This is a genomic window from Arthrobacter sp. NPDC057013 (assembly GCF_042674585.1).
Classification (GTDB): Bacteria; Actinomycetota; Actinomycetes; order Actinomycetales; family Micrococcaceae; genus Arthrobacter.
The window spans coordinates 93588-106089 of the sequence record NZ_JBHUSE010000001.1 but is presented as its reverse complement, the minus strand read 5'-3'; the positions used below and the strand labels follow the sequence as shown (position 1 = coordinate 106089).

The 12502-nt window shown below is 67.8% G+C and carries 12 protein-coding genes; 8 read left to right on the top strand and 4 right to left on the bottom strand.

The genetic code is table 11. The features are described from left to right. Nucleotides 1-116: 116 nt before the first annotated feature. Both ACFTSA_RS00500 and ACFTSA_RS00495 read right to left on the bottom strand, forming a co-directional pair. Complete coding sequence (locus ACFTSA_RS00500) at nt 117-806, bottom strand: pentapeptide repeat-containing protein (protein WP_377948608.1); 690 nt, start codon at nt 804-806, stop codon at nt 117-119. Further along, nucleotides 806-1264: an SRPBCC family protein gene (locus ACFTSA_RS00495; protein ID WP_377948606.1), complete on the bottom strand. Its 459-nt coding sequence runs from the start codon at nt 1262-1264 to the stop codon at nt 806-808. The genes ACFTSA_RS00500 and ACFTSA_RS00495 overlap by 1 nt, the downstream gene beginning before the upstream one ends. A gap of 119 nt (nt 1265-1383) precedes the next feature. Between ACFTSA_RS00495 and ACFTSA_RS00490 the strand changes: the two genes are divergently transcribed. Beyond that, on the top strand, nt 1384-1560 hold the full coding sequence (locus tag ACFTSA_RS00490) for a CsbD family protein (protein ID WP_003797692.1): 177 nt from the start codon (nt 1384-1386) through the stop codon (nt 1558-1560). A 155-nt stretch (nt 1561-1715) separates the two neighbouring features. Then, nucleotides 1716-2441 carry a dienelactone hydrolase family protein gene (locus ACFTSA_RS00485; protein WP_377948603.1) on the top strand — a complete coding sequence of 242 codons (726 nt, stop codon included), beginning with the start codon at nt 1716-1718 and terminating at the stop codon, nt 2439-2441. A 70-nt stretch (nt 2442-2511) separates the two neighbouring features. Here the strand turns inward: ACFTSA_RS00485 and ACFTSA_RS00480 are convergent, their stop codons facing one another. Beyond that, entirely contained in the window at nt 2512-3975 is a 1464-nt protein-coding gene (locus tag ACFTSA_RS00480; RefSeq protein WP_377948601.1) for an amino acid permease, read from the bottom strand. A 400-nt stretch (nt 3976-4375) separates the two neighbouring features. Between ACFTSA_RS00480 and ACFTSA_RS00475 the strand changes: the two genes are divergently transcribed. Further along, nucleotides 4376-4849 carry a hypothetical protein gene (locus ACFTSA_RS00475; RefSeq protein ID WP_377948600.1) on the top strand — a complete coding sequence of 158 codons (474 nt, stop codon included), beginning with the start codon at nt 4376-4378 and terminating at the stop codon, nt 4847-4849. Further along, the gene (locus ACFTSA_RS00470) at nt 4846-6819 is read left to right on the top strand and encodes a hypothetical protein (protein WP_377948598.1); all 1974 of its coding nucleotides are present in this window, start codon (nt 4846-4848) and stop codon (nt 6817-6819) included. The genes ACFTSA_RS00475 and ACFTSA_RS00470 overlap by 4 nt, the downstream gene beginning before the upstream one ends. 90 nt (nt 6820-6909) lie before the next feature. Here the strand turns inward: ACFTSA_RS00470 and ACFTSA_RS00465 are convergent, their stop codons facing one another. Continuing rightward, nucleotides 6910-8721, bottom strand: coding sequence for an ABC-F family ATP-binding cassette domain-containing protein (locus ACFTSA_RS00465; RefSeq protein WP_377948597.1), 1812 nt, complete (start codon nt 8719-8721; stop codon nt 6910-6912). 258 nt (nt 8722-8979) lie between these two features. Here ACFTSA_RS00465 and ACFTSA_RS00460 point away from each other — a divergent pair, with 258 nt between their 5' ends. The 4 genes from ACFTSA_RS00460 to ACFTSA_RS00445 all read left to right on the top strand — a co-directional run bounded on the left by ACFTSA_RS00460 (nt 8980) and on the right by ACFTSA_RS00445 (nt 12438). Next, the gene (locus tag ACFTSA_RS00460; RefSeq protein ID WP_377948595.1) at nt 8980-9741 is read left to right on the top strand and encodes a CPBP family intramembrane glutamic endopeptidase; all 762 of its coding nucleotides are present in this window, start codon (nt 8980-8982) and stop codon (nt 9739-9741) included. Nucleotides 9742-9795: 54 nt separating this feature from the next. After that, nucleotides 9796-10236, top strand: coding sequence for a VOC family protein (locus ACFTSA_RS00455; protein WP_377948593.1), 441 nt, complete (start codon nt 9796-9798; stop codon nt 10234-10236). Between the two features lie 21 nt (nt 10237-10257). After that, nucleotides 10258-11211 (top strand): 1,4-dihydroxy-2-naphthoyl-CoA synthase, encoded by a 954-nt coding sequence (locus ACFTSA_RS00450; protein ID WP_377948591.1) that lies wholly within the window; start codon nt 10258-10260, stop codon nt 11209-11211. 75 nt (nt 11212-11286) lie between these two features. After that, on the top strand, nt 11287-12438 hold the full coding sequence (locus ACFTSA_RS00445; RefSeq protein ID WP_377948590.1) for an AMP-binding protein: 1152 nt from the start codon (nt 11287-11289) through the stop codon (nt 12436-12438). Nucleotides 12439-12502 lie beyond the last annotated feature (64 nt).

The following is a 12502-nucleotide window of genomic DNA, read 5'->3' as shown; positions in this document are numbered from 1 at the left end:
TTTTTTTAACCCCCCCGGCAACCGTTTAATGGGTCGGGTTTTTTTTTACATTTTTCCGGTTTTGGGCGTCCCACTACTCCCCCAAAATTGAAAAAAAACTCCGCACCTCCCAAACGTCAGGCGACGACGACGCCCAGGTGCGCCGCCAGCAGCGGGGCCAGGAGCCCCAGCTGGTACTCGTCGATCACGACGCCGGCCAGGCTCCCCAGGCCGCTGATGCTCCGGAAATCCGTGCCGCGCAGGTCGAAGTCCTTCAGCTTGGCGCCGGCAACGTCCAGGCTTCCGACGGTGCAGTTTTTCAGTGCCACGCGCGCCGCAGTGGCGGAGCCCAGGTCCAGCTCGCTGATGATGCAGTCGCTGATCTGCACGTCTGCCAGCCGGGAGCCCCGCAGGTTCAGGTAGTCGATTTTGCCGCCGTCGATCCGCACCGACTGCCAACCGCCCTCGTACAGCTCCGCCGACCCCCACCTGGGGTTGCTGAAGACGACGTCGTGCATGGTGGACCGGGCCGCGTTCAGGACGGGGGCAAAGGCCTCAGCCACAACGCAGTCCCGGAAAGTGGCGCCGCGCAGCTGGGCGTCGTTGAAGGAGACGCCGGCGAATTCGCACTCGGCGAAGGTGATGCCGCTGAGCTCCAGCCCGTCGGCTTCCGCTCGGCTGTACCGCATGCCGTCATACCGGTCGGCACGCCTGAAGTCCGGTGCATCGTCATCCCGGAGGCCTTCCAGGGTGACCGGTGCCAACCTGGGCGGCACGACCTTCGAGGCAGCACCCTGCCGGGGTTTGCCCGCAGACCGCCCGGCCACTAGAGCTGCTCCGCTTTCGCGGCGATTTCGGCCAGGTCCCTCGCCAGGGCCTTCCGCGTCATGCTCATGCCCAACCGCCCGAACACGGCGAGCATCAGCCGGCTCAATACGGTGGGCCTGAGGACCTCGGCGCCGAAGGTCATGGTCAGGTCGGTCCCGCCGCCCCGCTCCTCCAGCGTGAACCGGGACGTGTAGTCCGCCCCGCCCTGCAGCGCCTTCACCGTGGTGCTGTGCGGCGGATCCGCCTGGGACACCCACATTTCCACAGTTTCGCGCCGGCCCATCATGGACCGCGTCTCCTTCCAGCGGGTACCCTCGCCGTACGGTCCCTCGCTGACCATCTGGATGGACTCGACCCCGGACAGCGTGGCGGCGGACCCCGGAACATCCGAGATCACCTGCCAGACTTTCTCCGGACTGGCGTTGACATGCTGACTCAGGCTGAGGCTGTGATCCATCCTTCGAGCCTATCCGCGGCACGGACATTTTTAGGCTCCTGCTTGAAATAGTAAGCATGCTTCGTGTTAGGCTGAAATGGCTTTGTCAGATCAACCGGCAACGGAAGGTGGTGCCCCTCATGGGTATCGGAGACAAGATCCAGAACGCTGCAGAGGACTTCGGCGGCAAGGCCAAGGAAGCCGCAGGCAACGCAACGGATAACGACCGCCTGAAGGCAGAGGGCCAGAAGGACCAGGTGGTCGCAGACGCCAAGAAGGTCGGCGAAGACGTCAAGGACGAATTCAAGCGGGATTAACACACCACCGCCACACGGCGACGCCGGACTCCCTTGGGGGGAGCCCGGCGTCGCCGTTTTTGGGGCCGGGCCTGCCGCCCACGTAAACCTGCCGCCCCCGCAAAGAAGACGGCCAAGGCAAAGACCTCAAGGCAGGCCCGTGCAAGACTGAGCCCATGACGCACGTAGGCCTGGGCGGGACAGGGGCTGCCGCCGGCGGATCCAGGAACCTTCGGGGATACGTCGCCACACCGGCCGGAGCGGGCCCCTTTCCCGGTGTCGTGATGATCCACGAGGCTTTCGGCCTCAACGACCAGATCCGCCGCCACGCCGACCGGCTGGCCGCCGCCGGCTACCTCACCCTCGCCGTCGATCTCTACAGCGACGGCGGCCCGCGCCGCTGCCTGGTCGGCACCATGAAATCCATGATCACCGGGGAGGGGCGCGTCTTCTCCGACATCGCCGCGGCGCGCAGCTGGCTGAAGGCGTCGCCCCTCTGCACAGGCCGGACCGGCGTCATCGGCTTCTGCATGGGCGGAGGGTTCGCGCTGTTGGCGGCCAACGACGGCTTCGACGCGGCGTCCGTGAACTACGGCAGGCTCCCCCGCGACCTCGAGACGGCGCTCCGCGGCGCCTGCCCGCTCGTCGCGAACTACGGCGCCCAGGACCGCACCCTGCGGGGCGCCGCCGCGAGGCTGGAATCCGCGCTGGACGCCGTCGGCGTCGAACATGATGTCAAGGAGTTCCCGACGGCGGGCCACTCCTTCCTGAACGACCAGGAGGAAGGCCCGCGTGCACTGCGCCCGCTGACGCGTGTGATGGGCATCGGCCCGGATCCGGCCGCCGCCCCGGAAGCGTGGCGCCGGATCGAGGACCACTTCGCGCGGCACCTTAAGGACTGACTACGACGGCGGGGCCTCCGGAAAGGAGGCCCCGCCGTCGTGATCAAAACAGTGTGATCAATACAGGAAACTAGCTGAAGAGTTCGCTCTTCGGCTCGTTGTTCTTGACCTTCTGCCAGCCCAGCCACAGCACCAGGGCGAAGAACGGGATGCTGGCCAGGGTCCAGAGGCCCAGCAGGAAGACGTCGCCCGTGGCCTTGTCCGTCATGGTGTCGAAGCCGATCAGCACGGTGATGGCCAGCAGCGCCACAAGCCCGGCCCAGCTGGTCCAAGGCGAACCCGGCATCGGCAGGCTGGAGACGTTGCCCTTCTTCCTGCGCAGCGCGATCTGGCTGGCAAAGATGGAGCCCCAGGTGAAGATGACGCCGATCGAGGCGGTGTTCAGCGCGAGGTCGAAGGCGTGCGAGCCGCCCAGCCAGATGTTCAGCAGGATGCCCACGAGGTACACGGCCGCGATGGCCAGGATGGCGGCGTACGGCACGTGGCGGCTGGACATCTTGGTCAGCCACTGCGGCGCGTGGCCGTTGTTGGCCATGGTGCGGAAGATCCGGCCGATCGAGTACAGGCCCGAGTTGCAGGAGGACAGCGCGGCGGTGATGACGATCATATTCATGACGTCGCCCATCCACGGCAGCCCCATCTGCCCAAAGACGGTGACGAACGGCGAGGTGCCTGCCTTGTACTGGTCGGACGGCAGCAGCATGGCCAGCAGGGTCACGGAACCGACGTAGAAGACAACGATGCGGATTACGACGGCGCGGATCGCCTTGGGCACTTCGCGTTCCGGATTTTCCATCTCGCCGGCCGTGATGCCCACGAGTTCGATGGCGTTGTAGGCGAAGATGACGGCGTTGAGCACCAGGATCATCACCAGCGCGCCCTTGGGGAACATGCCGCCGTCGCCGGCGAAGAGGTTGGCTGCCGATGCATGGCCCGCGCCCACCCTGGCGTTGGTGACCACCATGAAGGTGCCCACAGCCAGGAAGATTACGATGGCGCCGACCTTGAGGCAGGACGCCCAGAATTCGAATTCGCCGAACGCCTTGACGCTGAGCAGGTTCACGGCCACCAGCAGCACCAGCGCTGCGATGGCGGACAGCTCCACGGGGACGTTGGGGAAGAAGAACTGGAAGTAGAGGCCAATCGCGATCAGTTCCGCGATGCCGGTCATGGCCCAGTTGATGAAGTACATCCAGCCGGACAGGTAGGCGCCCTTCTTCCCGAACAGCTCACCCGCGTAGCTCACAAAGGAGCCTGAGGTCTGTCGGTACATGATGAGCTCGCCGAGCGCGCGCATCAGGAGGTAAGCGATGACGCCGGCAATGGCGTACGAGAAGACCAGCGCGGGTCCGGTGGAGGCCAGCCGGCCACCGGCTCCCATAAACAGGCCAACGCCGATGGCGCCGCCCATCGCGATCATGGTGACGTGGCGCCGGCTCAGGGTCTTCTTGTAGCCCTCGGCGCTGAGGGTCGAGTCGACGGCGGCGGATGGAGCCGTCGGGCTCATAAGTTCTGTGGGGGTACTTTGAGGCACAACTGTTCCTTGTAGGTCGGGGGTTGCCTTGGGTAGGGCGCTGCCGGTTCCGAAACCTGGAGTTTTTGCACAGATAATTCGACTTCAGGCCCCTCATGAGGTCCTATGCGCACAAAAACTCGTGGAGCATCGAAGGTTCGCACGGCCCGTCCATCGTACAAGATTTCCGGGCTAGTCCGTGACGCGGGCAACATTCCGCAGGCCAGGGCCGGTTTTGGACCCGGGATTCACGAAGCACCCACGCGGCGTTGCGAAACACTAACTCGAATGGAGAAAAGGCTCCCTCAGGAGCCCGGATTGCGGCTACTCTGAGCACCATGGCCGGGGATCCGTTCCCGGCCATGGCATCCGCACCGTCTCATGCGGAGGCCGGCACTCGCGCCATTCTTCAGGGGGGACTATGAGAAAGAGAGCACTACTGCTGCCCGCGGCCCTGCTGCTGGCAGCCTCGGGGTGTTCCGGCGGGGGCACAGCCCCTCCCGGAACCGGCCCCGGCGCTTCACCATCGGCAACCAGTACGACGGCGGTGTCCCAGCCGCCGGCGGAATCCTCACCACCCACTACGGCCCCGTCCCTCCCCACCGATGTGTCCACATCGCTGAACGCGATCGACGCCCTGCAGGAGCACACCTGCGCGGCCGGTCCGGACGGCCAGTGGACGTTCAAGGGAACCCTGGTCAACTCGTCCGACAAAGCCAAGAAGTACACGGTGGCCATTGCGGTCACCGTCGGCGCCGCTGTCCAGGGCCACGCTCTGATCACGGAAACGGTCCAGGCAGGGAAATCGGCTGAAGTTTCTGCTGAGAACTTCGCCAAAACCACGGGCCAGGCCGGCACGTGCGAACCGGTTGTGTCGGTGGAGGATGCTTCGTGAAAAAACCAATACTTGCTGCTGCCCTGCTCCTGAGCCTGGCGGCCGGGCCACTCGCGTCCTCTCCCGCCCTCGCGGTCGGTTCCGGGACGCCCAGCCAGGCGACCGACTCCTCCTCCCCCGCTGCTGAAACCGCGGGCGCCACTCCGGGGACCACCGACCCGGCCACGCCGCCCGCAAGCGACCCGGTTCCCGACCCGGCGACTGAGCCGGCGACTGCGCCGGCCACCGATCCGGTGCCGGACCCAGCGGCCCCGGAGCCGCCGTCGGACGCGTCTGTCACAGACCCGGCCGTTACTGATCCGGCTGTCACGGACCCTGCCATCACAGATCCTGCACCGGACCCCGCCATCACAGATCCTGATCCCGAATTTGTCACCGCCGGCGCCATCGGCGCCAAGTGGCGGAGCCTTGGCGGAGCGGGCGGCGCGCTCGGCGATCCGACGTCGAACGAGCAGTGCTCGGCCGGGCTCTGCGTGCAGACCTTCGCCGGGGGTTCGATCTACTGGACGTCCAAGTCGGGCGCCCATCCGGTCCTGCTGTCCTCCGGCCGCACCGGCCCGCAGTGGACAGCGGGCGGCGGCCTCGCAGCCTTCGGCTACCCCATCGGCGATGAAATCGTCCTGGGGTCACGGTCCCTGCAGAAATTTTCCACCGGAAAGGTGATCATCTGGACCGGAACCCGTTTCCTCAACTTTTCTACCGGGACGGGGATCGGCAGCCGCTGGGCAGCATCGGGTGCCGAGTCGGTGCTGGGCCTGCCGTCGGCCGGTGAAACCTGCGGCCTGAAAAGCGGGGGCTGCTCGCAGGTCTTCGACAACGGCACCATCTACTGGTCGCCGCAGACCGGAGGCCAGGTGATCCGCGGCGGCATCGGCTCCCGCTGGCGTGCCGCCGGCGCGCAGAACGGCGTCCTGGGCTACCCCACCACCACGGAGGCCTGCGGCCAGGTTGCAGGCGGCTGCCTGCAGCGGTTCCAGGGCGGCAGCATCTACTGGTCGCCTGCCACCGGTGCCTGGATCGCGCGCGGCGGCATCGGCGCCCGCTACATCCTCACCGGCGGGAACCGGAGCTCCCTGGGTTATCCACTGGCCAACGAGGCCTGCGGGCAGGCCGCCGGCGGGTGCATCCAGCGGTTCCAGGGCGGCACCATCTACTGGTCTCCGCTGACGCCGGCCTGGATCGTCCGGGCCGGTATCGCCCAGCGATTTGCCGCCAACGGCGGAGCGGGCGGCTGGCTGGGCTACCCGACGTCGAACGAACGGTGCGCCGGCGACCAGTGCATCCAGCCGTTCCAGCGCGGCTTCATCGGCTACACCAAAGCCGGCGGTACCCGGGCATACGGAATCACCGAGTGCCAGAAGCTGAACAACGGTCGGTCCCGGTACTCCACCTACGGCGCCAACCGGGTGCTGCTCACGTTCACCCAGGGCTACGGCCAGTCGTATGCCACCAACGTCTACTGCGTCCGGATGGCCGGAACATACGTGCAGGACTGGCGGACCGACGGCTATGTAGGCGCCTCCGGCTTCAAGGCGCCGGGCGTCCCCTCAGGCCCCACCCGCTACCTGTACTCGCCCACAGGTTCGTACTCGGTGACGGAGGCCTTCGGGCTGGGCAATCCGGGAACGGCGCTCCCCTACCGGACGCTGAACCCCGGGTCCCGGTGGGGCGGCAACCCCTGGACCGCGACGTACAACAAGTACTTCGAGTCCTCCTCGTGGGTGGGCTGGGACGAGAACATGTGGTATTTCGCCACCCGCGCCACGCATGACTACCGCCAGGGCGTGGTGATCAACTACAACCGGCCCAACATCATCCAGGACGCCGGCTTCGCCATCTTCCTGCACATGAATAAAGTCCCGACGGCGGGCTGCATCTCACTCGACGACTGGGCCGTGGTGGATTACATCAGGAAGTCCAGGCCCGGCGACCGGATCATCATGGGAACGTACGGCGCCCTGTTCCGGTAGCTTTCCACATCGAAAATCCCAGGCCCGGCAACCCGCCGGGCCTGGGATTTTTCGTCTCCTGGACGGGCTGGGGCCGGCTGCTTCGCCGGCTCAGGCCGGCTGCGCCACCGGCTCGAGCATGCCGTCCGCCATGGTGTACCGGAGCCATCTCCCGGAAGCACCTTCCCCGGCCCGGCCACGGGACCGGTCCGCGCACGCGTCGAACCACTCACCAAGCGCCCGGTCGTGGCTGACCATCACCACTGTTCCGTCGAACTCCGCGAGCGCCGACTCCAGCTCCTCCACGAGCGCGGGGGCCAGATGGTTGCTGGGTTCGTCGAGGAGCATGATGTCCTTGTGGCCGAGCAGCAGCCGTGCGAGTGCGAGCCTGCGCTGCTGTCCTGCCGAGAGGGCGCCCACCGGAACATGGAATTCGCTGGTGCGGAAGAGGCCCAGCCGCAGCAGCGCCTCGGCGTGGTCGTCGATGTTCCCGCCGAGCCCGGCGGCAAAGGCCGGCAGCAGCCGCAGATTTGGATACGCTGGCAGTTCCAGCTCCTGCTGCAGATAGCCGATCCGGCCGTGGCGCACCACGTGGCCCGCGGCCGGCTCGAGCGTTCCCGCCAGGACCGAGAGCAATGTGGACTTCCCGGCCCCATTGGGACCGGTGATGAGGATTTTCTGCCCCCGGTCCACACGGAACTCCGGGACGTCCAGCCGTCCAGGCACCCGGGTGCTGCGGGCGCACAGGACCCCTTCGACTGCTTCCCCGCGCCCGTTCCCCGAAGTCCCGACGCCGGTGCTGCCGACAGCGCTGCCGCGGGAGCCGGCGGCGGCCCCGGACCCGCTGTCGCCCCCTCCTTCCGGGCCGCTGTTCTGCCTGCCGTTCAACCCGCCGTCGAGGCCGGCGTCGAGCTTCAGGCGTTCCGGCGGGCGCTCCACCGGGTTGTCCTCCAGGCGGCGCAGCCGCTCCTGGGCGTTGCGGATCTTGCTGGCGGCGGCGCGCTCCCAGGTTCCGGTCTTGAAGTCGAAGGCGGCCTTGTCGTTGTCGCGCCGGCGGGCATAGCCCATCCGGCCGGCCACGGTGTCCGCCTGCCGCCGCTCGGCCGCCATGGCGTCGAGCCAGCCGTGGTACTGCTGAACCCAGCGCTGGCGTTCTGCCCGTTTCTCCTTCAGGTAACCGTCGTAGCCGTTGCCGTAGCGGTTCACCGTGCGCCGCTCGGCGTCGACCTCGATGACGGTGGCGGCGACCTTCCGGAGCAGCACGCGGTCGTGCGAGACCACCACCACGGCTCCCCGGTGCGCTGCGAGGCGGCCCTCGAGCCAGGCCGTACCGTTGGCGTCGAGGTGGTTGGTGGGCTCGTCCAGGAGCAGGATGTCCGCGGGATCGGCCAGCAGGCAGGCCAGCGCGACGCGCTCCTGCTCCCCGCCGGACAGCGACCCCAACGTCCGGGCGCGGTCCACTCCGCCCAGGCCCAGCCGGTCCAGCGCCGCCTCGACACGGGATTCGGCCGCGTAGCCCTCGCGCAGCTGGTACTGGGTCTGCAGGTTTCCGTAGGTCTCCAGCTCGGCCGGCCCGGCCGATGCCAGGCCGTCCTCCAGCCGTTCCAGCTCGGCTTCCATCTCCCGCAGTGCGCGGAGCGCATCGTCGACGGCATCGGCCACGGTCAGCCGGGCGGAGAGTCCGGAGGTCTGCGCCAGGTAGCCCACCCGGCCATGCCGTCGGGCGGTGCCTTCTGCGGGCGCCTCGATTCCCGCCAGGATCCGGAGCAGGGTGGATTTGCCGGCACCGTTCTCACCCACGACGGCGGCGTGCTCTCCCGCGGCGATCACCAGTTCGACGCCGGCGAAGAGTTCGCGGTCGCCGTAGCCGTGGGTGACACCGGACAGGTGCAGCTGTTCGGTGCGGAAATGTGGTTCAGTCATGGGAAGTCCTCGCAGTCAAAAGCGCGGCCCCGGAGCCCAATGCGTAACTCTCGGTGCATACGCTCAACGGGGCCTTGGTCGACAGATCCAGGTGACTGGATACCGGCCGGAACATGGCCGACGCCGGACGGTGCCGGCGTCGTGGTTAGGACTTCATGGGTCAAGCGTGCCCGGCGGCGGGTGGCCCCGTCAAGGTGAGGACCGCCGTCGGGTTCGCGCGAGTCCGCCCGCGGGCGCGTGGCGCACTAGGCTGGAAGCATGGTGAACACCAGACGCATGCTTCCAGCTCCGCGGCCGGAACTCTACCGGTTTTCGCCACTGGACCTCACCGCCGTGGGGCTTTACGTGGCCGTCGCCGCCTTCTTCGCGCTGGCCGGGGAGCTGATCCTGCCGCTCCCCCGGGCACTGGCCCCGACGCCGGCCGTCGCCTCCTACGGCGTTAACCTTCTGTTCTATGGCTGCGTCGGCGCCCTGGCGCTGTTTGCCGCCCGCGGCGTGGTGTCCCGGGACCTCAAAGTGCTTGCCACGCGGCCCTGGTTCACGCTCGCGATGGTGCCACTGGCCGTCGTCGCGATGATGATTGTCACCGCCATCCTGGTGGCCGTCGGCGGGACCACTGAGACGTCCGCCAACCAGGCCGGGCTGCAGGCGCTCATGCGGCAGGTGCCGGCCTGGCTGATGGTGCCGCTGATTGTCGTGGTGGGCCCGTTCGTGGAGGAGTACGTGTTCCGGCACCTGCTGATCGGCAAGCTGAGCCGGCGCGTCAACATCTGGATCTGCTGCGGACTGTCCGTGTTGTTCTTCGCTGCCCTGCACATCGTAGGCCAGGAAGCCCTCACCCTCCCCGCGCTCATGCCGTACCTGGCCATGGGCGGCACCCTGGTGTTTGTCTACGTGTGGACGGGGAAGAACCTGATGTTCTCCTACTTCGTCCATGCCACGAAGAACCTGCTGGCCGCGGTCTTCCTCTACACCATCCCGCCCGAACTGCTGGACCAGTTGCAGCGGGCCCAGACGTAGAGTCACCGACCCGGCCCCTATCCGGAGGCGGCGCCGGCGTCGTAGCTTGGTGCCATGGGACTCAACATTCAGATCGCCATCGACTGCCACCACCCGCACGACCTCGCGGACTGGTGGGCCGAAACGCTGGACTGGTCCGTGGAGCCGCAGGACGAGGGCTTCATCCGGTCCATGATCAGCCAGGGCTTCGCCACCGAAGATCAGACCACGACGCACAACGGCAGGCTCGTGTGGAAGGACGGTGCGGCGATCCGGCCCACCGAGGAAATCGACGCCAAGGCACCCGCCCGGCGCCTGCTGTTCCAGACCGTGCCGGAGCAGAAGACCATCAAGAACCGGGTGCACTGGGACGTCCGGCTGGATGGCCGGGACAAGGATGACGTCCGCGCCGAACTGGAAGCCCGCGGCGCCACCTTCCTCTGGACGGCCAGCCAGGGCCCGCACGAATGGCACACCATGGCCGACCCCGAGGGCAACGAGTTCTGCATCAGCTGAGCCGATTACTAGACTTGGACGGTGAGCAACGATTTCCCCGCCAAGGTTTCCGACGTCTTTGACCCGTCCCGCTGGCGCACCGTGTCCGGCTTCGACGACTTCCAGGACCTGACGTACCACCGGCAGGTGGAGCGGTCCGACGACGGCTCCGTGACCCGGGACCTGCCCACCGTCCGCATCGCGTTCAACCGTCCGGAGGTCCGCAACGCCTTCCGCCCGGGGACCGTGGACGAGCTCTACCGTGCCATGGACCATGCCCGGATGACCCCGGACGTGGCCACCGTGCTGCTGACCGGCAACGGCCCCTCCCCCAAGGACGGCGGCCACTCGTTCTGCTCCGGCGGCGACCAGCGGATCCGCGGCCGCGACGGGTACCGCTACGCCGACGGCGAGACACAGGAAACGATCGACCCCGCCCGTGCCGGCCGGCTCCACATTTTGGAGGTCCAGCGGCTCATGCGGACCATGCCCAAGGTGGTCATCGCCGTCGTCAACGGCTGGGCGGCCGGCGGCGGGCACTCCCTGCACGTTGTCTCCGACCTGACCATCGCCTCCCGCCAGTTCGGCAAGTTCAAGCAGACGGACGCCACGGTGGGCAGTTTCGACGCCGGCTACGGCTCCGCGCTGCTGGCCCGGCAGATCGGCCAGAAAGCCGCCCGGGAGATCTTCTTCCTCGCGCGCGAATATTCCGCGGAGGACATGGTCCGGATGGGGGCCGTGAACGAGGCCGTGGACCACGAGCGCCTCGAGGAAGTGGCCCTGGAATACGCCGCGGACATCGCCCGGCAGTCCCCGCAGGCCATCAGGATGCTCAAGTTCGCGTTCAACCTCGCCGACGACGGACTGGCCGGCCAGCAGGTGTTCGCCGGCGAAGCCACCCGTTTGGCATACATGACGGACGAGGCCGTGGAGGGCAAGGAAGCCTTCCTGCAAAAACGCGACCCCGACTGGTCGAAGTTCCCGTACTACTTCTAAGCCCGCACTCGTCGGAAGGCACCCCATGCTCCCCAGGTCCGTGCATCTTATGTCCGCACAGCGCAGGCGCACGCAGTGAATATCGAGCCGGCACTCAAGGCGCTGGCGGCCGCCCTCCACGGTGAGGGTCCCGCCGTCGAACTTTCCGCCGGCCCCGACGGCGAACCGGTGGTGACACCTGTCCCGACCCCCGGGTTCGAGGACGCCGTCGTGGTGGTCCGCACGTCCGGGTCCACGGGTACGCCCAAGGCGACGGTCCTGACGGTGGACGCGCTGGCGGCGTCGTCGATGGCCACCGCCTTCGCGCTCAAGGGTGAGGGCCAATGGCTGCTGGCCCTGCCGCTGCAGTACGTGGCCGGCGTCCAGGTGCTGGTCCGGTCGCTGTTCGCCGGCACCCGGCCCTGGGCCATGGACCTGTCCGGGGGCTTCACCGCCGATGCCTTCACCGCGGCCGCGCTGGAGCTGACGGACAAGATCCGCTTCACGTCGCTGGTGCCCGCCCAGCTGCAGCGTCTGCTCGCTGACCCGTCGGCGGACACACTCGCCGTGCTGCGACGCTTCAACGGCATCCTGCTCGGCGGCGCCCCGGCCTCTGCCGAGCTCCTCGAATCCGCACGCGACGCCGGCCTCAGGGTGGTCACCACCTACGGCGCCGCGGAAACCTGCGGCGGCTGCGTGTACGACGGCTTTCCGCTCGAGGGCGTGGCCCTGCGGCTCGCCGACGATGGCCGGATCCACCTGGGCGGTTCCACGCTCGCGGCCGGCTATCTGGGGGCGGCGCGGCAGACCGCCGAGGCCTTCGTCGAGGAGGACGGCAGCCGCTGGTACCGGACCAACGACCTCGGCACCCTCGACGCCGACGGCCGGCTCACCGTGCTGGGCCGCGCCGACGACGTCATCATCACCGGCGGCGTCAAAGTCTCCGCCGCGCACGTGCAGGCTGAGCTGGAAAAGTCCGACGGCGTGACGGCGGCTTTTGTGGCCGGCGTCGAGTCCGCGAAATGGGGCCAGGCCGTGGCCGCCTATGTGGCAGTGGCCGGGACCGCTTCCGGACCCGATGGTGCTGCCCTGGACGGGGCGGCGTGGGCCGAGGAATGGCACCGCACGCTGGGGCTGCTGGCCCCCAAGACCGTCCTTCCGGCCGGCGAGCTGATCATGCTGCCAAACGGGAAGCCGGACCGCCTGGCCATGATTGAACGGCTCAACGCGCTCCATCAGGGAAAATAGAGTAGTCCTGCCGCGCCGCTGCGGCTTCCGCGTGCCCACCGCACGCCAAGGTTTTTGAACGTAT